Annotated in this window: 17 protein-coding genes and 1 pseudogene; 7 read left to right on the top strand and 11 right to left on the bottom strand. The window is 64.2% G+C overall.

The window, feature by feature from the left end; translation table 11 throughout:
- Positions 1-58 precede the first annotated feature (58 nt).
- Positions 59-1087, bottom strand: coding sequence for a DUF4931 domain-containing protein (locus ABEL04_RS11750; protein ID WP_375802584.1), 1029 nt, complete (start codon positions 1085-1087; stop codon positions 59-61).
- A gap of 110 nt (positions 1088-1197) precedes the next feature.
- Between ABEL04_RS11750 and ABEL04_RS11745 the strand changes: the two genes are divergently transcribed.
- Positions 1198-2067, top strand: coding sequence for an SAM-dependent methyltransferase (locus tag ABEL04_RS11745; protein ID WP_375802583.1), 870 nt, complete (start codon positions 1198-1200; stop codon positions 2065-2067).
- An 85-nt stretch (positions 2068-2152) separates the two neighbouring features.
- On the opposite strand, the gene ABEL04_RS11740 is transcribed toward ABEL04_RS11745, so the two are convergent.
- Positions 2153-2995 carry a 2,3,4,5-tetrahydropyridine-2,6-dicarboxylate N-succinyltransferase gene (locus ABEL04_RS11740; RefSeq protein ID WP_375802582.1) on the bottom strand — a complete coding sequence of 281 codons (843 nt, stop codon included), beginning with the start codon at positions 2993-2995 and terminating at the stop codon, positions 2153-2155.
- Positions 2996-3246: 251 nt separating this feature from the next.
- On the opposite strand from ABEL04_RS11740, the gene ABEL04_RS11735 reads away from it, so the two are divergent.
- Positions 3247-3402, top strand: coding sequence for a hypothetical protein (locus ABEL04_RS11735; RefSeq protein ID WP_375802581.1), 156 nt, complete (start codon positions 3247-3249; stop codon positions 3400-3402).
- Between the two features lie 96 nt (positions 3403-3498).
- Positions 3499-5490, top strand: a complete 1992-nt coding sequence (dnaG, locus tag ABEL04_RS11730) for a DNA primase (RefSeq protein ID WP_375802580.1) — start codon at positions 3499-3501, stop codon at positions 5488-5490.
- Between the two features lie 73 nt (positions 5491-5563).
- Here the strand turns inward: dnaG and ABEL04_RS11725 are convergent, their stop codons facing one another.
- The 4 genes from ABEL04_RS11725 to ABEL04_RS11710 all read right to left on the bottom strand — a co-directional run bounded on the left by ABEL04_RS11725 (position 5564) and on the right by ABEL04_RS11710 (position 9850).
- Positions 5564-7405 carry a hypothetical protein gene (locus tag ABEL04_RS11725; protein ID WP_375802579.1) on the bottom strand — a complete coding sequence of 614 codons (1842 nt, stop codon included), beginning with the start codon at positions 7403-7405 and terminating at the stop codon, positions 5564-5566.
- Between the two features lie 39 nt (positions 7406-7444).
- A complete protein-coding gene (locus tag ABEL04_RS11720) occupies positions 7445-8140 on the bottom strand; it encodes a gamma-glutamyl-gamma-aminobutyrate hydrolase family protein (RefSeq protein WP_375802578.1) in 696 nt (231 codons plus the stop codon).
- A gap of 301 nt (positions 8141-8441) precedes the next feature.
- The gene (locus ABEL04_RS11715; RefSeq protein ID WP_375802577.1) at positions 8442-8774 is read right to left on the bottom strand and encodes a Smr/MutS family protein; all 333 of its coding nucleotides are present in this window, start codon (positions 8772-8774) and stop codon (positions 8442-8444) included.
- 149 nt (positions 8775-8923) lie between these two features.
- Entirely contained in the window at positions 8924-9850 is a 927-nt protein-coding gene (locus ABEL04_RS11710; protein ID WP_375802576.1) for a diacylglycerol/lipid kinase family protein, read from the bottom strand.
- Positions 9851-10076: 226 nt separating this feature from the next.
- On the opposite strand from ABEL04_RS11710, the gene ABEL04_RS11705 reads away from it, so the two are divergent.
- The gene (locus ABEL04_RS11705; RefSeq protein ID WP_375802575.1) at positions 10077-10850 is read left to right on the top strand and encodes a DUF481 domain-containing protein; all 774 of its coding nucleotides are present in this window, start codon (positions 10077-10079) and stop codon (positions 10848-10850) included.
- A 91-nt stretch (positions 10851-10941) separates the two neighbouring features.
- On the opposite strand, the gene ABEL04_RS11700 is transcribed toward ABEL04_RS11705, so the two are convergent.
- From ABEL04_RS11700 to ABEL04_RS11685, 4 genes are all read right to left on the bottom strand, one after another.
- A complete protein-coding gene (locus ABEL04_RS11700) occupies positions 10942-14130 on the bottom strand; it encodes a WD40/YVTN/BNR-like repeat-containing protein (RefSeq protein WP_375802574.1) in 3189 nt (1062 codons plus the stop codon).
- Between the two features lie 578 nt (positions 14131-14708).
- Complete coding sequence (dnaA, locus tag ABEL04_RS11695) at positions 14709-16433, bottom strand: chromosomal replication initiator protein DnaA (protein WP_375802573.1); 1725 nt, start codon at positions 16431-16433, stop codon at positions 14709-14711.
- A 382-nt stretch (positions 16434-16815) separates the two neighbouring features.
- Positions 16816-17961, bottom strand: a complete 1146-nt coding sequence (gene hppD, locus ABEL04_RS11690; protein ID WP_375802572.1) for a 4-hydroxyphenylpyruvate dioxygenase — start codon at positions 17959-17961, stop codon at positions 16816-16818.
- Between the two features lie 109 nt (positions 17962-18070).
- The gene (locus tag ABEL04_RS11685) at positions 18071-18355 is read right to left on the bottom strand and encodes an energy transducer TonB (protein WP_375802571.1); all 285 of its coding nucleotides are present in this window, start codon (positions 18353-18355) and stop codon (positions 18071-18073) included.
- 711 nt (positions 18356-19066) lie between these two features.
- Between ABEL04_RS11685 and ABEL04_RS11680 the strand changes: the two genes are divergently transcribed.
- The 3 genes from ABEL04_RS11680 (at position 19067) to ABEL04_RS11670 (ending at position 21991) form a co-directional block, all read left to right on the top strand.
- Positions 19067-20068 carry an MDR family oxidoreductase gene (locus ABEL04_RS11680; RefSeq protein WP_375802570.1) on the top strand — a complete coding sequence of 334 codons (1002 nt, stop codon included), beginning with the start codon at positions 19067-19069 and terminating at the stop codon, positions 20066-20068.
- Positions 20069-20199: 131 nt separating this feature from the next.
- Complete coding sequence (locus tag ABEL04_RS11675) at positions 20200-21420, top strand: NAD(P)/FAD-dependent oxidoreductase (RefSeq protein WP_375802569.1); 1221 nt, start codon at positions 20200-20202, stop codon at positions 21418-21420.
- An 88-nt stretch (positions 21421-21508) separates the two neighbouring features.
- Positions 21509-21991 (top strand): DUF4174 domain-containing protein, encoded by a 483-nt coding sequence (locus ABEL04_RS11670; RefSeq protein WP_375802568.1) that lies wholly within the window; start codon positions 21509-21511, stop codon positions 21989-21991.
- A 5-nt stretch (positions 21992-21996) separates the two neighbouring features.
- Here ABEL04_RS11670 and ABEL04_RS11665 read toward each other — a convergent pair.
- Positions 21997-23903 (bottom strand): annotated as a pseudogene (locus ABEL04_RS11665) (M1 family peptidase); the annotation flags it as partial.

Raw genomic sequence — 23903 nt, 5'->3', positions numbered from 1 at the left:
CACCAAGAGAAGTCCCCGGAGTTGGTTTGACTCCGGGGATTTCTATTCGGGAGCGGGGTCACGACGTTGCACCGCCGTCTTCTCGGAGGACCATCGCGTCTCGTTCCGGGATGGACGGGTTGATGCGTAGTCCCGTACTGAGCTCAAATCCGGCCTGCACGGTAGTCCGTGGACGGACGCGCAGGCTCCAGTGGAGATGAGGAGCCTCTGACTCGTAAGAGAGGGCAGTTCGGACGAAGAAATTATAGTCCGGGTCATCGAGCCGGTCCCGCAACCGCCCGAGAACGGTGCGGAGGGCGATGGCCAGGCGCCGACGCCCTCCCGCATCGAGCCGGCCGAACTCTGGCTCGTGCTCACGGGGCAGAATCCACATTTCGAAGGGCACGCGAGCAGCAAAGGGCACGAAGACGACGAAGGTGTCGTCCGTCCACACCAGTCGTGCCTCCGCCTCGAGCTCGTCCTCGATCATTGCGCAGTAGGGACACTGCCCTGTCTCTTCGTACCGGGCCTGGGCTTCACGTTCCTCGTGCTCGATCTGCGGGGGAGGAACATCCGTCGCGATGAGCTGGCTGTGGGGATGGGCGATGGACGCCCCAGCGCTGGCCCCGTGATTGCGGAATAGGAACGGAAACCAGTCTTCAGTCTCTGCTCGGAGGGTGTGGTACCGCTCCAGGTACGTGTGGAGGACGGCCTCCACCTGATCTGTTGCCATCTGGGCGAGTGGCCGGTGGTGGTTCGGGGTCTCGATGATGACCTCTTGATGGCCCCGGCTGGCCCGAGACTGGTACAGCCCGCACGTCTGTGTTCGAGAGGCCCGGTCGGGCTCGAAGGCCGAGTACTTGTTCGGAACCGCTCGTGTGCGCCAGGAAGCAGGATCCGCGCCGCCGAGTTCCCATAGAACCGACGGCAGCATTTCTTCGTGACCGGGGCAGAACGGGCACCCCTCGACGGGTTGACGAATATCCGGATCGGGGCCGTCCGACGCTGCTGTCGTTCGCTTGGGCCGAGTGCTCCGGGAGGGCGCAAACGCGACCCATTGTTTGGTGATGCGGTCCTGACGGGTCTCGGGAGCGTAGGAGGAGGCCATGAGGGGGCTGGGAGAATGGAAAGCGCTCGGAGTTCGAAACAAAATGCCGGTGCGGCGTCCAATCAAGCACGGCGACCGTCCCCGTCCTAGACAATAAGGTCCGTTCCGGTATGGTTGCACCCTCTCCGTCCTCCTCAGCCTCCGTGGCCGGACACTACGACCGGCTCGATCGCTTCTACCGTCGACTCTGGGGACGGCACGTGCACCACGGCCTCTGGACAGATCCAGGGTTCTCGCCGGAAGAGGCCGTCCGTCATCTCGTCCGTCGGGTGGCTCGGGCGGCCCGCATCACCGAAGGACGGCGTGTCTGTGACGTAGGGTGTGGGTACGGCGCTCCGGCTCGTCAGTGGGCAGAAACACGTGGGGCGGAGGTGGTAGGCTTCACGGTGTCGGAGGCGCAGCACACGCTCGCAGAACAGCAACCGGTCGACGGGCCCACGCCCGAGTATCGGCTCCAGGATTTTCTGTCCAACAGCCTGCCCAACGACAGCGTCGATGCTGTCGTAGCGATTGAGAGCCTGACCCACATTCGAGACCAGCCCGCCGTGCTCCGGGAGGCATCTCGAGTACTCCGCCCCGGAAGACGCTTCGTAGCGTGTGTATGGATGGCGCCGTCGTCTCCGTCCTGGGGGGCGCATCGGTACCTGTTGGGGCCCATCTGCGAGGAGGGGCGTCTTTCCGGGCTTCCTGCGGCCCCCGACCTCCGCCGCTGGGCTATGCAAGCGGGGCTGCGAGTCGAGCAACTGAGGGACGTGACGGCCCGGGTCCGGCGGACGTGGACCACCGTCATCGGTCGCTTCCTCGGGGCTTTGTTCACCGATTCAGCCGTGCTCAGAACGCTGCTCGACCGCTCGGAGCCCGACCGGGTCTTCGCACGCACCATTCTCCGGATCTGGATTGCGCAGCACACTGGGGCCCTCCGGTACGGGTGGTTCGTCGCGAAGCAGCCCGGGGCAGAAAATGATGGTCCAGAGGGGTAGGAAGGCCCGACGGGATCAGGGAGCCGGGCCCGACGGCCGCAGTTGGATCCTTGGTGGCGGGGGCCTCCCGACGGGGCGTTTCCGCTCATCGAAGGGATTCCTCCAGCACCGTTGCCGCGTCGGTGTCGGCGTCGCGGTACTTTACGATGATCGGGGTGGAGAGCGAGAGGCCGTGCGCCCGACCAAAGTCGGAGTCGACCGCGCGGGAGCCCGGCACCACCACGGCCCCAGTCGGCACCTCAAGCGGTACCTCCTCCGAGGCGGTGTGTACGGTCTCTTCCACGAGATCGTACAACCGGGTCGAAGAGGTGAGGGTAACCCCTGCGGCTAGCACCGCGCCCTCACGCACCACACATCCTTCGTAGATGCCCGCTCCCCCGCCCACAAACACGTCGTCCTCGACGACGACCGGAGTCGCGTGTACCGGCTCAAGGACCCCTCCAATCTGGGCCGACGCGGAGAGGTGCACCCGTTTCCCGACCTGAGCACAGCTGCCAACCAGGGCGTGGGAATCGACCATCGTCTCCTCGTCCACGTACGCGCCCACGTTAATGTACATCGGTGGCATGCACACCACCCCGGGCGCGACGTGGGAACCGGTGCGGATTGACGATCCCCCCGGCACGATCCTTACGTCGTCGGCCTTACGAAGGGGCTTGACCGGAAAGGTATTTTTGTCGTAGAACGGGAAGCGCTCACTGGAGTAGTCGGCCATGCGGCCGATGCGGAAGCCCAGAAGGATGCCCTCCTTGACCCATGCGTTGGTCGCCCAGGTGCCGTCCTCGGTTCGGGTTGCGGCGCGAACCTGCCCGGCGTTGAGGGCACGAATCAGGTCCGCCACGGCATTGTTGGCGGCTCCGCGGTCCACGCCCGAGGCGCTCCGGGACTGCGCGACGAGGGATTCGATGCGTTCTTGCAGGTCGGCCATGCGGAGAAAGCGGTTGGGTGGGGGAGATCGGGCGATGGGCGAAGCGCCAAATCGGAGTTTTTGGCGTCCCTAACAAACCGGCACATTATAAACTCGAAGTCCGTAGTCTTTCCAGGCAAGAAGGCTCACCTGCTACCGGGAGGGAGGAAGATGAGACGAATCTCAGATGGGCCTGCCCCTCGGTCTTGCGACCAGGGGTGGGACGCCGCTATTCTTTCTGTATACCTGTTTCCCAAGTCGGTTTGCCGTCTATGAAGCGTTCGCTCGTCGTCGCGGTCCTGCTCCTTAGCGCCAGCCTCTTCTCGTGTCAGTGCGCCGAGAAGCCGGACGTCGGTCCGGTTGAAGACGACGGGGAAAACGACCAGACCTCCCAGGTAGAGCGCCAACACACACCTCCCGTCGGATAGGGAGGCGAAGCAGCCTGTCCCTTGGAGGTCGTGGACCTCTCTGGCACACATGCCGTACACATGTGCCCGTCGCAGAAGTAACTTCGTGCCTACACCATGCCCATTCCGGACGAGAAAATTGAGAAGGTTCGTGCCGCGGCTGATCTCGTGGAGGTGGCAGGCGACTACGTCCAGTTGAAGCAGAGCGGCTCGCGGTACATGGGGCTGTGCCCCTTCCACAACGAGGACACGCCCTCCTTCAGCGTCGATCCGGACCAGAACCTGTACTACTGCTTCGGCTGTGGACACGGGGGGGATATCTTTAAGTTCGTCCAGGAAATCGAGGGGGTCGGATTTCTAGAGGGCGTGCGCATTCTGGCCGAGCGGTACGGGATTCCGCTGCCGGAGGGGGAGACCGACTCGGAGGCCGCCAACGAACGAGAGGCCATCCTCCATGCCCTTCGCTTCGCGGCCCGTTTCTTCTACCGCCAACTGACCCAGACGGACCGGGGCCGCCCTGCGCTCGATTACCTCCGCGCCCGAGGCTTCGCCCCGGAGACCATCAAACGGTTTGGCCTCGGCTACGCCCCGAACGAGTGGGACATGCTCCTCACGGCCGCGACGGAGGAACAAATCGATCCAGAGACGCTGGAGAAGGCCGGTCTTGTCATTGAGCGCAACGACAGCAGCGGCTACTACGACCGCTACCGGGGGCGCATCATCTTTCCCATCTTCTCGCACATCGGGAAGGTCTTGGCCTTCGCCGGCCGCATTCTCGACCCCGACGACGAACGCGATCAGCCCAAGTACATCAACTCGCCGGAGACGGAGGTCTACCACAAGAAGGAAGTGCTCTACGGGCTGCATCAGGCCAAACGGGCCATCCGCAAGACGAATGAGGTGCTGCTCGTAGAAGGCTACACGGACGTAATTAGCCTCTCTCAGGCGGGTATCCAAAACGTAGTGGCCTCCAGTGGCACCGCCCTCACGGAGGGGCAAGTAGAGGTGCTAGACCGGTACGCCAGTCGGGCGCTCCTGCTCTACGACGCCGACGAGGCAGGCGCCCGGGCAGCGATGCGGGGAATGGAACGCGTGCTGGAGGCGGGCGTCGGGGCGTACGCTGTGGAACTGCCGTCCGGAAGCGATCCGGACGAGTACGTGCAGGAGCACGGGGGAGATGCATTCGAGGAGTACGTGGAGGAGCACCGGCAGGACCTTCCGGCGTTTGCCTACCGGCAGGCCCGCCGTAGCGGCGAGCTCGACACACCTGAAGATCGCGTGGCGGTGCAGCAGAACATTATCGAATCGGTCGCGCGCATTCCTGACCCCAATCTGCGCCGCGAGTACGTTACTCGCACCAGCGAAGTTGTGGGGGTGCCGGACGCCGACCTCTTCCGCATGCTGGAGGAGGAACGCGAGCGTCTTGAGCGCCAGGCTCAGCGTCGCCGAGACCGTGAGCAGTCCCGGCAGGCGCGTCCGGAGCGGGCAGAAGCCCAGACCGCGGAGGCCTCTGCGTCTTCAGGGGCGGATGCCGGTGCGGCTCCGTCCTCGTCTCCTCCGTCCTCCTCTTCTGCCTCCACGTCCGACGATACGCTCCCGGCGCCCCTGCCGGAGGAGGAGGTGCTGCTGCGTCTCATGCTGGAGCATGGCCGTCGCATGGTCGGCTTCGTACTCGGCAACATGGCGCTCGACGAGTTTACCGAGGGTCCCCCCCGGGACCTCGCGCGCACGCTGGCCGACATGTACAAACGTGGGACCGTACGGTCGCAGGAGGTTCTGAGCGGCGAGCACGGGAGTGTGCTGCAGAGGCTAGGGACGGCAGTATTAATGGACAAGCACGAGGCATCGGAAAACTGGGTGCGGAAGCAAGATGTCTCGGTCCCGAGCCTGAATGATCGTCCCTACGAGGCGGCCGAGAGCGCCATGAAGTTCCTCAAGCTGGACCGGATCAATGAGGCCATCGAGGAGGTCCGGGAACAGATGTACAGCGCCACGCAGGACGGGGATGAGGACCAGGTGGAGCGCCTCCAACAGAAGATGATGTCGCTCCAGGAGCTGCGGAAGCAGGTGCGGCAGGGAGCATTCATCGAGCGTTCGAGTGGGACGTAGGCGACCGCCCGGAGGGCCGAAGTCAAGGGGCTCCCTGTTTCCGTTCCGCGAGAGGAGTCGTCCCTACGGCCTGTCAGCGGGGCGGAACGGGCATCCTCAGGTCCTGCAAGTCGGGCGGGTCGACGGGCAATGAATCAGGGGGCTGGGCCCGCACCGGCATCTGCTCCGCCGCGGCCTCCGTCGCGTCGGCCAGCTCCTCCCACGGACTCGACAGCCAGAGGCGGCGGTGCGTGCTGATGATCCTGAGCTGGCGACGGCGAAACCGCGTGGGGGACTGCACGGCGAGGGCCTCAAAGCGGTCGTGGAGCCTCAGGAGCCGGTTCCGGTTCCGCCGGGTGAAGCCGAAATCCTCAATGTCGTCGACGAGTGCGCGGTATTGACGATCCCAGTGCGTGATCTGGGACGGAGAGGGAGGGGCGTAGGTGGAGGTGTCGTACCGGAACGTGTTGGTTGAGTTGAGGACGTGAAGCCCGGCCGACCGCAGGGCGGCGGGGGCCTCCAGCGGGAGAAAAAACCGCACCGCCTTGCCGTCGATCGATGAAACGAGGCGCACGTTTCCGTCGGCTGGCATCTGGTCGCCAGACGCGGGCGGCAGGTCGAAGTGGGAGTTGAGGGTCCGGAAGCGGTCGTACAGAGGGCCGTTGGCCCTCGGGCCCCAGTCGAGGGACCGGTCCGCGGTCTTGAGTGCACCGAGAATCGTCCGCAGCGTGACGGACGTATCTGGCTCAACCTGCAGCCGCACCACCCGGAGGGCCGATGGGGCTGGGGGCTGGTCGTCGCGGGCGGCGAGCGATCCGTAGAGGGCGGGCACGTACCCGCGCGAGTTGCCCCCGAAGGTTGACCCCTCGCTGACGACATCGAACCCCTCCGTCACGCCCCACGCGTAGGCGTCGGCCACGGTCGAGGACGCAGTGAGGTGATTGGACTCGGTGATGTACTGGCGATAGAGCTTGAAGATGTTGCCGGGACCGGTATGGTACGCCGAGAGCCCCGGAATTTCGTGGCCGACGGCGTTCACGTAGCCGCGCAGCAGGAGGAACGCCGGTTCGAGGACAAGAAGGGGGTGCAGCGATTCCTGGATGTAGACCTGCGCGCCCCCCTCTGTGGGAAGGGTGTACTCGTTTACGCCGCTCCGACGCAGAATCCAGGGCATCATCTGGTACCGGCTCCGGGCCCCGACCGGAGACACGAGGTGGTCCTGATTGAACGTCTCGACGGTGCCGATTTCGGTGGCCAGCAAGTCCAACCCGAGGGATCTGGCGAGCCGGCGTTCGTACGCCTGGTACGCCCGGTCGCGCCGGTGGGCGGCCTCAACCTGGTTGGCCCGTCCCCAGCGCACGATGATGTCGTCGAGCGGCACGCCCCGCTGCGTGTACGTCTTGACGAGCCGGTCCGTCGCGTCTCGCCGGTGCTCGTCGACCTCCCGCCAGTCGATGAACCCGTTCCGCCGGTACTTCGCGCGGAGATCGGTCAGTTCGAAGAGCTCAAGGACAGTGTCCGTCCGGCGGTCGATGACACGGATAGTAAAGTTGTCGTCCTGCACCTGCTGGTGAACGTGCTGATCGACCAGGTCATGAAACTCCCGGAGAAGTAAGGGGTGACGGGCCGCTGAGGGCAAGGCCGATAGATTCAAATACGGACCCAGCGCGTTCGAGGGATGGGATGGCAGAGTCTCAAGCGCAGGTGCACGGCCTTCGGACAAAGCATTTTCGTTCGCCTCGGCAGCCGTGGACGAGCGAAGGCCAGGAGCATCTGGGGACTGAACGGCCCCGGTCTGAGCCACGATGAGCGAAAGAAGGAGGATTCCCACGCCGCTCAGCATCAGGGCCGCAAGAGAGAGAATCAGCCGCTCGGGGCTTGGGGGGGAAGGGCCCGGCTCATCGGAAGCGGAATCGGAGAAAACAGAAGAGATCATGACCGCGTGGGGCTCGGCGGACGTGTGTGGGCCGGGAAACTATGCCGTGGCGGTGGCTGGGGACTGGGCCCGCTTCACAAGTGTCCGAAAAAGAGGCTGTGTTACGGAACCCATGCGCTCGGGGTGGAACTGAACGCCAAAGAACCGTCCGCTGTCGTGTTCGATGGCCTCGATTACCCCGTCGGGGGCCCGGGCCGCCACCGTAAAGCCGTCTCCCGTTTCGGCGATCGCCTGGAGGTGGCGCGTGTTCACCGTGAGGGTTTCGGCGTCGAGAATTTGGCGCAGGCGCGAGGCGTCCGCAAACTGAATCGAGTGGGTCGTTCCGCCGCGCTTCTGGCTGTGCGTCCGTGCGCCTTCGTGCTCGGCTTCCACGTCGCCGTAGATCGTGCCGCCCGCGAGGGCGTTGAGCCGCTGCATCCCGTAGCAGATGCCCAGGATAGGACGCCCGGCGTGCCAGCATCGTTCGATCCACTGCCGATCCGAGCCGGCCCGCAGACCATCGAGGGGGGCGAGGTCGTCGGGCAGCGGGCCGGTGAGGCCCTCCGTGACGGCGGGGCCGCCCGGCACCACGAGCGCATCGATCTGGTCGAGGAGCGCCTCGATTGTGACCTCCGCGTCCGTTGTGGGCAAGAGTACGGGCACTCCTCCGGCCTCCTCGATCGCCGTCACATAGCGACGATCCAGGTGTTGTTCACCGTCCTCGAACGAGGTCGTAATCCCAACGCGAACGGGCATGGAAACAGAGGGGAATAATGAGCTGCGTGTGAGGAAGAAGGAAGTCTTTCCCCCCGACCGTTCGGTCTCGTCGGGGAAGGGAGAGCGCGTGGGGCAAGGCTTCTCTTGCGCAAGAATCAAACCAACCTTCCTCCCGCGGAGGACCCCCGATCTGCCGTCGCAGAACGTAACAACGCAGGGGGCCGTGTCCCGGAGGAATTGGTGTAGAGACCATCAACCTGTGGAGGAAGAGGGCGACGTCGGGCTCGGAAGCGTCCACTAACTCGAGTACAGCTTCCCAGCCGGGATCGGCCAACGACGCTTAGGCCCGAACGTCCCGCAGCTCGATGGGCGTGGGATTGGAAGAGGCGGTGAGATCGAGAACAAAGGTGAGGGTGTCCTGAGAGCGCACGACCGTCGTGGCGTGGACCGCCAGGTTGCCCTGGTCCAGAAGATCGTGGAGGGCGTTTTTGATGGTACGACGCTGGCCCGCTCGTGTGGTCGAAGAGCCGTGAATGACCCTCAATCGGTTCCGTCCTCGATCCTCTGCGAGGCGAAGGGTGCTGTACGTCAGGTCGATGGCCTCGTCGACCGGCAAGCCGTGCAGATCGAGGGTTACAGTGCTGCCGTCGTCTTCGAGTTGCGGGGTTGCCATAGTGGGGTTGACTTAGCCCAGGAGTACACATGCCCTGTACGAGGCGGGACCGAGAGGGATTCGGTGTAGAGACGTGGAAGCATGGAGGGGAGGAACGCAACCGTGCTCGGGGCATGGCAGGACGGTCGATTCGGCTGGTCGGGCAAGAATCAGTGCTGCACGCGGAGGGCCTGAGGAACGACCTCGACGGTGAGAGGAAGCTGGCCCATTGCTTCGCCGTCCGCTTCCACCCAGGTGGGACGGCGATCGTCGAGCGGCTCGATGGTGAGGCGGCGGCCGCGGTACGTGCGCACCCCGTCGAGCGACGTGTGAGTGCCCAGGTAAAAGCGATGGGCGTGCCGAAGCAGTGTTGGAACCGGCACGTCCTGGAGAATCGTCAGGTCGAACACGCCGTCGTGCGGGGTAGCGGTGGGGGCGATGGGCAGGCCCGCAGCGAACGTGGGGCCGTTGGCGACGGCGACGAGGCGGACACGGGTCGGCGACAGCAATTCCCCATCAAGGGTAAGCCGGACCTGGATGGGGCGGTCTGTGACAACGGCTCGGAGAGCTGCCTGGAAGTAGCGTAGGCGTGGGGGGAAGGGGACGAGGCCCCGCCGCGAGAACCGCCGCACGACGGTGCCGCTCAGGCCGGCGGAGGCGACGTTGATGGCGTAGCGCCGGGGAGAACGACCCTGCCTCGTCGTATACCGCATCCGCAGCACGTCGGTGGGCTGGATGCGGTCGCTCCGCAACTGCTGGACGGCCTCCACGCCAGCGGGGGCACCGAGAGCCCGTCGGAAGTCGCTGCCCGATCCGCAGGCTGCGAAGGCGAGCACGGCCGACGGGGCGACGAGGCGCTGATCCTCGAAGAAACCGTTGACGACCTCGTGCAGCGTCCCGTCCCCCCCCACCGCTACGATTCGGTCGGCTCCCTCCCGCAGGGCGCGTCGAGTGAGGGACGTCGCCGTCCCCGGCCCTGTCGTCCAGTACACGGAAAGGGCCGCAGTGGCGTCGAGGAGCCGCGAGAGGAGGCGGGGCCACACTCGCCGGACCCGTCCGCCCCCGGCCACCGGATTGACGATCGCACAGGTTTTCACGACATTAACCCCTGTCTACCCCTAATCCAGTTGAAAGCTGCATTCGAACCAAAGGCCGCGGACGGTCCTAAGAGCCGGGACCTGCGTCCCAGCAGGTCTCGCTTCGCGCTTGGAGGCCACTCCGACACCGCTTCGTCGGGCATCCGGCCCTCAATGCAGCTTCTCGGTTGCCCATGTCTCGGCCTAACTGCACGTCGTCCCGGACCCATTGTCTCTCTGCTCGGCCATGAGTCGCCTCCATCAACAGTCATTTCTCCTGATCGTTTGTCTTTTTCTCCTTCCCGGCACTGGGCTGGGGCAGGTAAACACCGAGCGAATGCGGGCCCTCGAAGTGGAAGGATTCCGCAGCACCCTCGGCGCCGACGTCGCCGTAGAGTCCGGCCACACCGAGCTCTTTGAAATCGGCGCCCGCGTACGATTCGACTTTCGCCGGGAACCGCACTACACCTTCGCGACGGGGGCGCTACGCTACGGCACGCAGGGCGGCGATCCATTTCGGGACCGCACGTTTGGGCACCTCCGCTACAACTATCAGCTTCTCCCATCCCTCGTGGCAGAGGCCTTTACCCAGCTCCAGCGCGACCGCTTTGCGCAACTGCAGCTCCGAGTGCTCGCCGGTGGCGGAGTGCGCATTCGGTATTTTAATCGTGAAGGGGTGAAGCTCTTTCAGGGGACCACGCCCATGTACGAATACGAGAACCTGGATCAGGCTCCTCTCGGCGGCCATCCCGCCACCGTCTCGACGGCCCGATGGAGCAACTACCTGAATCTGCGACTCCAGTTGAGCGAGGAAACCCGCTTTACGGCCACCGTCTATGTCCAGCCCCGCTTCGATCAGTGGTCCGATGTGCGCGTCCTAAACCAGGCAGCGCTGACCGTACGCCTGGCAGAAGCGGTCCGCTTGACCACGGAGTTCAGCCTTGACTACGACAGCCGGCCGCCGGATGAGGTGGAGTCGGTGGACCTTTCCCTGCAGAACGGAATCGAAGTTTCGTTCTGATGGCTGCGTCGGTCCAGATCCTGGAACTCCCGGAAGAGCCGCCCGCCAGAACCAGGGTCCCGACGGACGACTCCGGACAAGCGCTCGGCGTCTACTCAGAAGCAGCCGGGACGAATACCGGCTCGGAATCCAGCCCTCGAACGCGCCTGTTGAACTGGGCCACGTCCGTGTCCAGGATCGTGTGAAGCCGCTCCCGAAGCGGTGCCCACTCCTCCTGGTTCAAGTCACGGAACCGTTGGCGGGCCCCTTCGGTGGGCGGGCCATCTGGACCCGCAACGTTGCCGTAGAGGTACGCGTACTGGTTGTCGAGCTGGGGCGGATAGTTGAGCGGGTCCTGGTGGCTCTCGTTTTTCGTCTGCATCAACTGCTGCTCGATCGAGGTCAGCTTTGTGCTGATTGAGTCAGCCTCGGCCATGAAGTCCTCATGGCCCGCCTTCTTGGCGTGCGCGGCCACCGAGTTGACCTGCTCTCGCACCGACCGGATGGTCCGAATGGCGTCGTAGATGGCGGTGGTCGTGTCCCGGATAGCGGTCGCGAGTTCGTGCTGCGCCTGCAGTTCTTTCTTGGTCACGTTCTTGAGACGCGGGTCCATGCGCACCTCCAGGGACTGCTGGAGGGTATCCCCGTTGGCGACCGCCAACTGGACCGTGTAGGTGCCCGGCACCACCTTTACACCACCGGTGTACCCCCACACGATGGCGTCCTCGACCGTGTCGACGCCCTTGGTGCGGAGGGACCAGGACGTTCGATTCATGCCCTTCTCGGCGGAGATGATTGGCATGTCGTTTTTCTTGGCGGCCGATGAGTCGCTCGTGAAGCGCCGCACGACCTCCCCGTCGTCCAAAATGCTGAGGGTGACGGTTGTATCTGGGGCGTCCGCAAACGCGTAGTCGAACGTAGCGCCGCCCGGATCTCCAGCCGGCTCACGATCCTCGTGGTCGGCCTCGCCGCTCCCCGAAGACACCAGATGCGCCGCCGTGGGGTCGTAGAGGTGCATGTCCTTCTCGGCGACTTGGGGGGTCAGTTGGCGGAGCGGTTCGAGGTCGTCCATGACCCAGAACGAACGGCCGTGGGTGGCAATCACCAGGTCGTCGTTCTTCACCTTCAGGTCTGGAACGCGGGTGACTGGCACATTCTGCTGGAGGGACTGCCAGTGCCGTCCGTCGTCGAACGAGACGTGGAGCCCGAACTCCGTGCCAGCGTACAGCAGTCCTTCCCGCTCGGGGTCCTCCCGGACGACCCATGTCGGGGAGTCGGTTGGAATGCCGGTCGTGCCGTCGGCGATGCGGGTCCACGACTTGCCGAAGTCGGTGGTGCGGAAGATGTAGGGGGTCCAGTCGCCGAGCCGGTAGCGGTGGACGGCAATATAGGCGGTCCCGGCGTCGTGCGGCGACACCTCAATCCGCTGCACAGTGCCGTACTCCGGCAGGCCGTCGGGCGTGATCTCGGTCCAGTCCCCACCTCGATTCTGTGAGAGCCACACACGTCCGTCGTCGGTGCCGGCCCAGAGCGTCTCGGCAGAGTGGGGGCTCACCTGCAGCGAGAAGACGGTGTTGAAGACCTCAACGCCCGTGTTGTCCTTCGTGATCGGCTCGCCCGCAAAGTCCTGGTGGGCCTCTGTGTCGGTCGTCAGGTCCTTCGAGACGCGTGTCCAGGACATGCCGCGGTCCGTCGAGCGCCAGATGCGGTGTGAGGCATGGTACACGACACTCGGGTCGTGGGGAGAGACCTCGATCGGCGCGTTCCACTGGAACCGTTCGCGGAGCGTAGACGGCTTCTGTCCGAGTTGGAGCTGCGGATACACCATCACGTTGCGCGACTGCTCCGTCCGCATGTTCACGCGAGACAGATGACCGCCATAGCACCCGCTGTAGATGAGCCATGGACGGTCGGGGTGCAGGGCTATGGGACCGGTCTCGCAGCCGCCGACGGCCGTCCAGTTTGTCTTCGGATGGACTTCTCCCTCGGACCGGGAGGGAAGGCGGATCGTGGAGTTGTCCTGCTGGGGGCCGTAGACGCGATACGGAAACTCGTCGTCGACGGTCACGCTGTACATCTCCGCCGTCGGCTGATTGAAGTAGGTGGACCACGTCTCGGCGCCGTCCACCGTCACCTGCGCGCCGCCGTCGTTGCCGAGGACCATACGGTCGGGATCCTTCGGGTTGATCCAGAGGTCGTGCTCGTCGCCGTGCGGGACGCCGTATGAGTTAAACGTCTCGCCCCCGTCGGTCGACTCGTAGAAGCGCGTGTTCAGGGAGTAGACCGTGTTCGGGTCCGTGGGATGGGCGTAGATGTGGGTGTAGTACCACGCCCGCTGCAGGTGCTTGCGGTGGTCGTTGACCTGCGTCCAGGTCTGCCCGTGGTCGTCCGAGCGGTAGAGGCCGCCCTTCGGTTCCGGCGCCTCCACGAGGGCCCACACGCGGCTCGGCTGGGCCGGCGAGACGGTGACCGACGTTTTGCCAACCACGCCCTGCGGGAGTCCGTTCTTGAGACGTTTCCAGTTGTCCCCGCCGTCGGTACTCTTGTAAATGCCGCCCTCCTTCGAGCCGCTAATCATGGTCCAGGGCTTGCGCTGGGCGGGCCAGAGGCCGGCGTAGATCTCGCGCGGGTTCTTCGGGTTGAGGGCGAGGTCCACGACGCCGGTCGAGTCGGAGACGTAAAGCACCTTCTCCCAGGTGTCGCCACCGTCAGTGGTGCGGAAGACGCCGCGTTGCTCGTTGTCGCTAAACGGGTGCCCCACCGCCGCCACGTACGCCACGTCGGGATCCTTCGGGTGGACGGCCACCTTGCCGATGAGACCCGCCTCGGGAAGCCCGACGAACGACCAGGAGTCGCCGCCGTCCGTCGACTTGTAGACCCCACGCCCGGTCTGGATATTGCCCCGCATGCAGGCCGAGCCGGTGCCCACGTAGATGACGCTAGGATCAGAGTTGGCCACGTCCATGCCGCCGATGGAGGACACGTCGAAGTCCCCGTCGGAGACGTTGTGCCAGTCCTGCCCGGCGTTGGTCGTCTTCCAGACGCCGCCGCCGGTGGTGCCCATGAAGTAGGTATTGGGCTTCCCGGCGATGCCGGTGACGGCCGTAGAGCGACCGCCCCGATACGGCCCAATCATTCGGGCCTCAAGATCATCGTAGTGGGCAGGATCGAAGACGACGTTCTCGTCGTCCATCTCGTTGGACTGGGCGAGGGTCGGCGTCGGCCCGAGTCCGAATGCAAATGCGCAGACGGTAAGGCTTACGAGAAAGCAGAGGAGGGAGTAGCGTTCAGAACGACGCATGGACGTCCAGGGAGTGGTGCAGGGGGAGGGGCAAGGGGGAAAAGGCGCTCCAGCGTTCCTGGAACGCGGGTGAGGGCAGAGGAAAAAGGATCTCCGGAACTCCAAAGGGGACCTTGGGAAGCAAGGTCCCTCTCTTCGAGAAGGGGACGGGACGTGATGTCAACTGGAGTGGAAATCGGAAGGCATGACGACGACAGCCTCCCTGTCGCCTCCGTCGTCACCGTCCCTGTTGGTGGAGAAGTCCGCTAGCCCAAATTCTTGACGGAATACGGTAAACGTTTCGCGGAAAAGATGCAAACTGTGTGGACTGTCCCGGAAGCCGGACCGACCGATTAGGACTCTCAATGCAGGTGGACCGTAACTGGGTAACAAAAAAATCACAAAAGGCACCAACGTTTGCCCGCTGTACCGAGCGGAATAGAGCGGACAGCCTGCATGCTGGGCGTAGAGAATTCCGGTCCACGACTCTTCAACAACCCAGCGTCGCTTCTACCACCAGTAGGGGACCTCTCCTCGACAAAGAAGAGAATGGGACGGTGGTAGTGTTGCCGCCTCGACATGGCGCGAGCGAAATCACGCTACAGGTTGGAAGAGGACGGCGGCCGGTTCCGAAGCCGCGACTGAAGGGAAGAGACATCGTCCTGCAGTCCTGGATCCGAGTCCATTCCTTCGTCGATCTTCCGGTAGGCGTGGATGACGGTGGAGTGGTCCCGCCCGCCGAAGCGCGACCCGATGTGCGAGTAGGACTCCTCTGTGAGTTCACGGCAGAGATACATGGCAATCTGCCGGGCCTGAGCCACCGATTGCTTCCGGGACCGGGACAGCAGGTCGTCCTTCTCAAGACGGAAGTAGTCGGCGACCTGTTCGATAATCTCGGCTGTATCGAGCACCGTCGGCTCCTCGTCGGTGTGCTCCTGGAGATAGCGGCGAGCCGTGTCCAGATCCAAGGTGCGGTTATCGAACTGGACGAGGGCAGCGAGTCGCGTAAGGGCGCCCTCCAACTGGCGCACGTTCGAGTCGATGCGCTGGGCAATCATCTCCAAGACCTCAGGCTCGACCGCAATGTCCTGCCGGGCGGCTTTGCGCTGAAGGATGGCAATTCGCGTCTCCAGGTCGGGACGCTGAATGTCGGCGCTCAGGCCCCACTGGAAGCGCGAAAGCAACCGTTTCTCGATTCCGGGGATTTCAGCCGGGGGGCGGTCGGCACACAGGAAAATTTGCTTGCCGTTTTGGTGCAGGTCGTTGAAGATATGGAAGAACTCCTCCTGCGTTTTTTCCTTCTCCCCGAAGAACTGAACATCGTCGACGATGAGCAGGTCGGCCTGGCGGTAGTAGCTTGAAAACGCCGCAATCCGATTCTCGCGGACCGACTGCACGAACTGGCTCGTGAAGCGGTCGCTCGACACGTAGAGAACCCGCTTGGCGGTATCGTGCTCGAGGGCGTAGTTCGCCACGGCCTGTGCGAGGTGGGTCTTGCCGAGGCCTACTCCTCCGTACACCAGAAGCGGGTTATAGTTGGTGCTTCCTGGCTCCTGGGCCACGGCGTAGGCTGCACTGCGGGCCAGCCGGTTGCCATCCCCTTCGATGAACTCGGTGAAGGTGTACTCCGGACGCAGGTGCTGTTTGGCCTGTTCGTAGAAGGCGGAGCGCTCGTCGGCAGACCCGGGGTCGGTTTGCTGGGGGATGGCGGACTCGCTGGGTTCCGGGTCTGCCGTCCCCTCCCGGTTGGCCTGAAGGGACTCCTCGGAGACCGAGGTGGACGCGGAGCGCGTGGACGCCGCCTGCTTCGACGACGCGGACGACCGCTTCGGCGAAGAGGAGGAGTCTGGAGAGGGCGGGGCTGCCCCCCGCTCCGGCGAAGGAGACTCGCTGGTGGAGGTCGACGGCGCTGGTCCCGAGGAGGAGTTCTCCGACGGGGACTCATCCGGGGCCGACGCGGAAGAGGGCTGGTTTGGGGACGGAGAGGAAGAGGGCTCCTCCTGCGGGGAGGAGGACGCCTTCGAGGAAGAAGATTCTGCCGTGATCTCGTCCGGCCGCTCCGATTCTGGGGCAACCTGGTAGCTTACGTCCGTCGGCTCCCCGACTGCATCGGTTACGGCCCTCCGAATCGAGCGCTGAAACCGACTGCGCAGGTACTGCACCCCAAAGGGTGTGGGCACCTGAAGCACGATCGTGGGCGTTCCGTCGTCGGTCTTAAGCCCGAGTGGCTGGATGGGGTCGAGCCAGTTCTGAACTGTTCGCTCCGGAAGCGTGTCCCGAAGATCGTGAAGGGCATCACTCCAAGCATCGGAGGCGGAAACCATAAGGAAGAGCAGACCATGCGTGGGCGACGACAGAGAGGCAGGAGGGCCGGGGCCGAATCGGCGATTCCACAACGTAGGTCACAGTCACTCAGAACGCAAGCCCATCTAGGGAGAATTTATAGAGCAGCAGCCTCTCAAGGCTGAGCGGTCATCCCGGCATCGACCCCCCTCTTTCTCCACAATGAGAAGGGCACCGAGGCCGCCATCAAAGGAGGCTCGTTTCGTTGCACCTCCCCACGAGAGTGGACTGGATCCTTGGTGGGTTGGGACTCAGTCCTCGTCCGGGCACATGGGCCTCGCCCGGCCACACGGGGGAGGGAATCGATCTTGACAGGCCCTGAGCCGAGCCCATACGCTCCCAAGACCGATCACCGCAGGACGACTAGAGGTTGCCCCGGCGCTCCTGCTCCTGCTCGATTGCCTTGAAGAGCGCCTTGAAGTTTCCGGCCCCAAACGTCCGGGCGCCCTCGCGCTGAATGATCTCGAAGAAAACCGTGGGCCGGTCCTGTACAGGCTTGGTAAAGATCTGGAGGAGATAGCCATCCGGATCCCGGTCCACGAGGATCCCGAGCTCTTCAAGGGCATCGATCGACTCGTTAATGGTGCCGACCCGGTCGGCAAGCACCTCGCGATCGTAGTACGTGTCCGGAACGTGGAGAAACTCGACGCCCCGCCGCCGGAGCTCTCGAACAGCGCCGATAATGTCATCGGTCGACAGTGCCACGTGCTGGACGCCGGCGCCCCGGTAGTACTCGAGGTACTCCTCGATCTGACTCTTCTTTTTTCCTTCGGCGGGCTCGTTGATCGGGAATTTGATGTGCTCGTCCCCGTTCGCCATCACCTTCGACATCAGGGCCGAGTAGTCGGTCGAGATGTCCTGGTCGCTGAAATGGAGCATGTTGTAGAAGCCCATCGTCCGCCCGTAGTAGTCCACATAGGTATCCATGTCGCCCTTGTGCACGTTGCCCACGCAGTGATCTACACTCTTCAGTCCAGCGGGCTTGGGGGGCTCCCAGAAGGCGTTGTCCCAGGCCTCAAAACCGGGGAAGAACAGCCCGCCGTACTCCGATCGCTCGACGAAGGTGTGGATGGTGTCGCCGTACGTGGCGATCGATGAGGTAATCACCCGACCATCCTCGTCCTCGTGGACCGTAGGCTCCTGAACTGGCGTCGCCCCGCGCCTCGTCGTCTCCTCGAACGAAACGGTAGCGTCATCGACCCAAAGAGCGACGTCCTTGACCCCGTCGCCGTGGCGGTGGACGTGCTCACTGATGGGAGAGTCGGGCCCCAGGGCAGAGGTCAGAACGAACCAGATGTCGTTCTGCTCGAGCAAGTAGCTCACCTTGTCCTCCCGACCCGTCTCCGGACCCAGGTATCCCTGAATCTGGAAGCCGAAGAGGTGCGCGTAGTACTGGGCTGCCTGTTTGGCATTCCCGACGTAGAACTCGACGTGATCGGTGCCGTTGATCGGGAGAAAATCTTCAGCGGTCTGAACATCGGACTCGGGAGCAGTGGTCGGTTCGGCCATGGGAGAGACGGAAAATTGATCAGACAACGACGACGGAAGCGCTTCCAAAATTGGGATTTGAACGTACTCCAAGTTCAAATGAAGGTTTCCTGGAGGGGCGTAGGGCGCCTCAAGAATTCGCGTCCGCTGTTTTCGGGACGGAGATGAGCCGGAACCGAACCGGCAGCCTCATCCGGGCCGGAACAGCGGTTCCACGATGCTCCGCCGGCACGAACCGGACCGAACGGATTCCCTCCACCGCAGCAGAATCGCAGAGGGGATGCAAAGAGTCCACAACCTCTACGTTTCTGACTTTGCCGTCGGCCTGTACCGTGAATTCCAGCCTCAGCAGGCCTTCGATTCCCTGATCTCGCGCCTCCTCCGGATACTGAATGTTGTGATACAGGGCTCCCATTCCGCCAACGATCTCTGGCTTCCGATCATTGGGACCGAGCGCCGAAACCAAATGCGGGTCAGACTGAGACGCTGAGGTGGAGTCACCAGTGCGTGAGGAGGCAGAATTCGAGGTGGTAGGCTTTCGTTGGGAGGGCGACTGCTTGGGGGGCGAGTTGGACTGGGTTGCCCGCTGAGATTGAGAAAAGGACAGGGGAGCAGTTTCCGTTCCCAAAAGCGCATCTTCGCGCGGAACGGTGGTTCGCACTTCACTCAGCGCAATCCGCTCAGGAGGAGGATCTGAAGAGTTGGGGGACCAACCGACCTGGTCCGTAGGCTGGTAGAGAGGAAGGTTCGTGAGAACAAGTACGATGCTGAGACTAGCCGCTAGTCCGAGCATCATCCGGACCGAGTACGTGTCCACCGCGGACAAGCCAGACGGGAGAGGACCTAGCGCCGACATGACGGGAAGAAAAACTGATGCGAATCTGCCCAGTTAATCGATTCTTCTTACGGTAGGACGATCGAAAAGTTGCCCGGGTGAGCGAGACCGCTCGTGGGACCTGGGAAAGGACCCTGCGTGCGAGGCGTAATCGTGCCCGGCGATGTCCACCCCTGTCGGCGTTTTATCGGGGAAATCCGCGAGCATTCCCAGAGAGGTTGAATCAACTGCTGCCCGCAGGTGTGATATGCCTCGTCACGCAGTATTCGTTGCTCGAATATGTCTCCTGTCATGTTTTCTGCCCTCGTTCTCGACGACCACGATGACGAGGTCTACGCGCATGTCCGTCGGCTCGAGGCCAGCGACCTCCCGGATCCCGGCCCGGGTGCGGTGCGGCTCAAGGTCTTGTACTCGGGAGTGAACTACAAGGATGCACTGGCGGTCACGGGGAGTGGGCAGATCATCCGGGGGGGCTACCCAATCGTGCCGGGCATCGACTTGGTCGGCCGTGTTCTCGAAAGCGACCACGACGAGTTCGGCGCTGGTGAATGGGTTATCGGGACGGGGTGGCAGTTGGGCGAAGTAGACTGGGGTGGGTACAGCCAGCAGGCAAAAGTGGACGGCGACAAACTTCTTCCACTCCCCGAAGACCTGTCGCCGGATCAGGCCATGACGGCCGGGACGGCCGGGCTCACCGCGATGCTGGCCGTCATGGCACTTGAGGAGCACGACGTGTCCCCAGAGGATGGGGAGATCGTGGTCACGGGGGCGTCCGGAGGGGCCGGAAGCTTTGCGATCGCGCTTCTGGATGCCCTCGGGTACACTGCCGTTGCGTCGACCGGCAGCAAGGGGGCGCACGCGTATCTCCGCGTCCAGGGAGCCTCTCGGATCGTGCACCGTCGCGAGTTCGAGGACGGGCCCGAGCATCCCCTGGAATCTGGGAACTGGGCCGGGGCTGTGGATGCGGTTGGGGGACAGACCCTCGCCGCCATCATCGCCCGGCTGCAGCGGCACGGAAGCGTGGCTGCGCTTGGCAACGCCGGAGGACACGAGCTCCCAACCTCGGTGTTGCCCTTCATTCTGCGAGGGGTCAACCTGCTGGGGATCGACTCGAACACGTGTCCGAATGATCGCCGGCGTGCAGCGTGGCACCGGCTCGCGGAACTCCTCCACGATGAACACTTCGAACGGGCTCGGGCCCGAACGATTTCGCTCGAAGCCATTCCGGAGGCGAGCCGTGAGGTCCTCTCGGGACAGGTGCAGGGACGTGTTCTGGTCGACATGCAGGCGTGATTCCCCGATCCGCCGCCCCCAATTTGAGGAAATTGAATCGAGTTGCCCGTTCCTTCGTACGAACGTGTTACCCCCTTGACAAAGCTTCTCTCTGGTATCATTCCGGCAGCTCTGTCCGGACATTAGACCGCATGTCCATTTCGATCTGGCAAAAGGATCATCGGGAGCAAGAACTGGCGTACGACGCAGTGGTCGTGGGTGGGGGCATCGTGGGCTGCTCGACGGCGTACTGGCTCCATCGGCGGCAGCCGTCTCTGCGGATCGCCATTCTGGAGGCACACACGCTCGGGGCCGGGGCGAGCGGCCGAAACGCAGGGTTTATTCTGCAGGGAGGGCAGGCCGACTACTTGTCGGACGTGACCCAGTACGGCGAACAGACTGCCCGTCGCCTTTGGCACTTCACGCGGGCCAATCGGGACCTGCTGCGGTCTGAACTCCACGGGTCGGCCTTCGGATGGCGCTCCGATGGAAGTCTGACGGTGGCTGGAAGTGCCGAGGAGGACGAGCGTCTCCGCGCCAGCCTCTCTCATCTTCGGTCGGCGGGGGCCCCGGTCGTGTATCTCGAACCGGATCAGGTCAACGCGCGCCTCGAAGCGACGGCGTTCCATGGGGGGCTGTTCATGACTACGGGCGCCACCGTGGATCCGCTCCGCCTGGTGCGCCATATTGCCGAGAGAAGCGGGGCCGACGTCCACACCCAGCAGCCGGTTGAACGCGTCCGCTGGCACGGCGACAACGGGGCTGTGCTCGACACCCCGGAGTTGCGCTTCGGTGCTCGACGCGTGGTGCTGGCCCTCGGGGCGTCCCTGCCGTCCCTCGTACCGTCGCTGTCGGACACCGTGCGGCCCGTCCGGGCGCAGATGCTGGCCACAGCGCCGACCGATACGACTCACATTCCGGTGCCGGTGTATTCCCACCATGGAGGCTTCTACACGCGGCAGCTCGGAGACGGACGTGTGCTCGTGGGAGGAGGGCGGCACCAGCACAAGGAGGCCGAGGAGACGAGCACAGAGGCCGTCACCCCAGCAGTGCAGGCGTCCATCGAGCGCTATCTGCACCGGCACTTCCCCTGGACACAGTCCCTCTCCATCCAGCAGCGGTGGAGCGGCACGATGGGGTTCTCGCCCGACGGTCGGCCCGTGGTGGGGCGTGTCCCCGACCATCCCGAGAGCACGTTTGCCACCGGCTTCACGGGGCACGGCATGGGCTACGGCTTTCGGATGGGGCAGCTCCTGGCCGATCTAACTTGTGGAACGACGCAGCCGGAGGGGATCGATCTGTTCGCTGTGTCGCGCTTCGACGACTTAGAAGCGGCGACCCCGTCGACGACACGGCAGACGGCGGGACACTGAGCAGTCTCGCTCCTCGTGGTGCTCCCCCCTGCCCGGCGCGCTCGTTGGATCGCATAGAACCGTCACGCCCAACCTCTGTGCCTCCCCCATGATCCCCTCCACACTCGTCTGTCTGCTTGCCCTGTTACCCATTGGCTCCATGGCCGCACCGCCGTCCGACTCGGTCGATTTTCGTCTTGAGCGCCACCAGTGGGAGCACCGCCTGCTCTTCGTGTTTGCGCCCGCCGACGCGGGCGACGCCCTACCCCGTCAGGAAGAACAGTTCCGTGGGCGGGACGAGGGCTTTCGGGATCGGGATCTTCTCCTGGTGACGGTGAGGGGGACCGAACAGGGAACCCGCCGGGAACAGCCCGGTGCCGATCCGCGGCCGCTCACGGAGGGTGCGGCTCGACGCCTCCGGGAGCGGTTCAGCGTGCCGCCGGACTCCTTCCGAGTCGTCCTCGTGGGGAAGGACGGCACCGAGAAGCGGCGAGACCCCGAGCCGGTCGCGGCGCGTTCTCTCTTCGACACCATCGACGCCATGCCGATGCGCCAGCGCGAGATGCGCGAACAGGGAAACGGGGGCGGATAGCCGCGCTACAGCTCCACGCCGATGAGCCAGCGGAACTTGAACTCGTCGGTACTCTCCTCGATCACCCCCGGATCGCTGGCCCACACGGGAAACTTCGCCACCACGTCGAGCCCTTGCAGGAAGTCCGACTGCGCGGTCCAGCGGCTGAGATGCGGAATCTCGGAGATGCTGTAGCGCGCGCCGAATCCAGCGTCGGCCTTCAGATTGTCCGCGTCGAACCCCGAGAGGAAGGCCCCCTCACTCCACGCGGTGCCGATCCCCGAAAATACAGACAGACGCAGGGGAGAGAGGGCATTCACGCCGGGGAAGGGCGCGCCCCCGAGCGAGAGACGTCCGGCGACGATGTTTTCGCCCGTGATTCCGAGTCGGCCGGAACGAAGGTACGCCACAGGCCCCGCCGTTCCGAACCCGACGAGGTGGCCCTCCGACACCGGCTGCTCGAAGGCCGCGCTCGCCTGGCGGTAGGTGTCGTTCCGCCACTGGCGTTCGAGGGATCGCCCGCCCAGCACGAAGCGCTTGTAGGGAAGCAGGCCGTCAGCCCCAAGGCCAAACTGTACGTTTGCCTGCCCCGTGAGGAAACCAAGACTGGTACTGTTTTGAGCAGAAAAGGCGAGCCGGGAGGCTTGGTCGGAGGAGGAACCGCTGGAGTTGGGGCCGAGGGAAAAGTCCCCTTCGTACGCCTGAAGGGCGCCTCCGAGTTCGGCCATTACCGAAATCCGGTCGGATCCCTGGGCCACGGTGTAGTCCACCCGTGCGGACACAGAATGAGCCTGTCCCCAGAAATTCCTCTCGATCCTGGCAATGGTTGAACGTCCGGTTCGGGGGTCCACCACGGCCCCTATGGATTGAGCACGCCCGTAGGCGCGGTCGCTCGGATTCAGCTGTTGCAGAAGGGAGATCCGAAGGCGCTCGCTGGTTTCCGCAAGCGGCGAGCGGAGGGGCACCCGCAGGGACAGCCGATTCTCCAGCACGCCCAGATGCTTCGTGGCGGAGAGCTCAGCCGTAGCGCGAGCACCGAACGGGTGGAAGGGACGCTCGTAACGAAACTCGTAGTCGAGCCCGGTGAACCACGAGCCGGTATCTGTGTCCGACAGCAAACTGGGGGACCCCTCGAACCCCGGATCGTCCCCATTGGAGAAGAGCACCTCAGGCCAGAGCGTGACCATGCCTCGGAGCTGGCGTTCGCCCCGAAAGTACTGTCCGCGCACCTGCACGCCGCCTCCAAATCCGAAGTCGTAGGCATACCCGGCCAGCGGCCGCACGCCGAGCTCGTAGTGCGACCAGCGGGACTGCGGGGCGCGGAGGAATCGTGTCTTGAGGGGCAGGTCGGTCGAATTGTTGAGGCGGTTCAGGTCCGGCGTCTCCCCATTCGGATCGATCACGGCCTTCTCCACGCGGCTTGGCACCGTCACCGTAACGGTCTTCTTCGGCGTGACCCAGGGCCAGGGCTCGGTCACGATCCAGTCGTCGGGCACGGGCTTGTGGCCGTGCATCGACGCGAGCGGCACGTTGAGCCACTGCGTAGATCCGTCGGCCAGCGTGAGCTTCACGTCCTGCGGCATCCGGATGGAGCCCTTACGCTTAAGGGTGAGATCGACCTCCACCCCGTCACCCGTGCGCTGCTGTTCGAGATCCGTGATGGCGTCGTCGACCGTGCGCGTCGATCGGGTGAACTGGTAGAAGTACCAATCGAGCATAAGGCCACTCTCCTGCTCCGCGAAGAGCTCCAGGTCGAACGGGTCGGGGTGCATGCCCTTGCGCTCCCGGAAGTATCGATGGAGCCACTGGTCGCGCTGCTCGTCGCCAATGACGTACCCCATCATGTCCACCAGCATCGACCCGCCGGGGTAGGACGTGATGCCGTAGGCGAAGTTGGTTTTGAACCAGTCAGCGGGGGTGCTGAAGGGCTCGG

The organism is Salinibacter sp., from assembly GCF_042218895.1.
In the GTDB taxonomy this organism is placed as follows: Bacteria; Bacteroidota; Rhodothermia; order Rhodothermales; family Salinibacteraceae; genus Salinibacter.
This window is presented reverse-complemented; position numbering and strand designations above follow the sequence as displayed.

Bases quoted from the DNA above. Each gene is read 5' to 3' on its own strand.
- ABEL04_RS11705 (WP_375802575.1), top strand. From the start codon at position 10,077: ATGAGTCGCCTCCATCAACAGTCATTTCTCCTGATCGTTTGTCTTTTT.
- dnaG (WP_375802580.1), top strand. From the start codon at position 3,499: ATGCCCATTCCGGACGAGAAAATTGAGAAGGTTCGTGCCGCGGCTGAT.
- ABEL04_RS11700 (WP_375802574.1), bottom strand. From the start codon at position 14,130: ATGCGTCGTTCTGAACGCTACTCCCTCCTCTGCTTTCTCGTAAGCCTT.
- ABEL04_RS11750 (WP_375802584.1), bottom strand. From the start codon at position 1,087: ATGGCCTCCTCCTACGCTCCCGAGACCCGTCAGGACCGCATCACCAAA.
- ABEL04_RS11680 (WP_375802570.1), top strand. From the start codon at position 19,067: ATGTTTTCTGCCCTCGTTCTCGACGACCACGATGACGAGGTCTACGCG.
- ABEL04_RS11740 (WP_375802582.1), bottom strand. From the start codon at position 2,995: ATGGCCGACCTGCAAGAACGCATCGAATCCCTCGTCGCGCAGTCCCGG.
- ABEL04_RS11675 (WP_375802569.1), top strand. From the start codon at position 20,200: ATGTCCATTTCGATCTGGCAAAAGGATCATCGGGAGCAAGAACTGGCG.
- dnaA (WP_375802573.1), bottom strand. From the start codon at position 16,433: ATGGTTTCCGCCTCCGATGCTTGGAGTGATGCCCTTCACGATCTTCGG.
- ABEL04_RS11715 (WP_375802577.1), bottom strand. From the start codon at position 8,774: ATGGCAACCCCGCAACTCGAAGACGACGGCAGCACTGTAACCCTCGAT.
- ABEL04_RS11670 (WP_375802568.1), top strand. From the start codon at position 21,509: ATGATCCCCTCCACACTCGTCTGTCTGCTTGCCCTGTTACCCATTGGC.
- hppD (WP_375802572.1), bottom strand. From the start codon at position 17,961: ATGGCCGAACCGACCACTGCTCCCGAGTCCGATGTTCAGACCGCTGAA.
- ABEL04_RS11725 (WP_375802579.1), bottom strand. From the start codon at position 7,405: ATGATCTCTTCTGTTTTCTCCGATTCCGCTTCCGATGAGCCGGGCCCT.
- ABEL04_RS11745 (WP_375802583.1), top strand. From the start codon at position 1,198: ATGGTTGCACCCTCTCCGTCCTCCTCAGCCTCCGTGGCCGGACACTAC.
- ABEL04_RS11720 (WP_375802578.1), bottom strand. From the start codon at position 8,140: ATGCCCGTTCGCGTTGGGATTACGACCTCGTTCGAGGACGGTGAACAA.
- ABEL04_RS11735 (WP_375802581.1), top strand. From the start codon at position 3,247: ATGAAGCGTTCGCTCGTCGTCGCGGTCCTGCTCCTTAGCGCCAGCCTC.
- ABEL04_RS11685 (WP_375802571.1), bottom strand. From the start codon at position 18,355: ATGGGAGCCCTGTATCACAACATTCAGTATCCGGAGGAGGCGCGAGAT.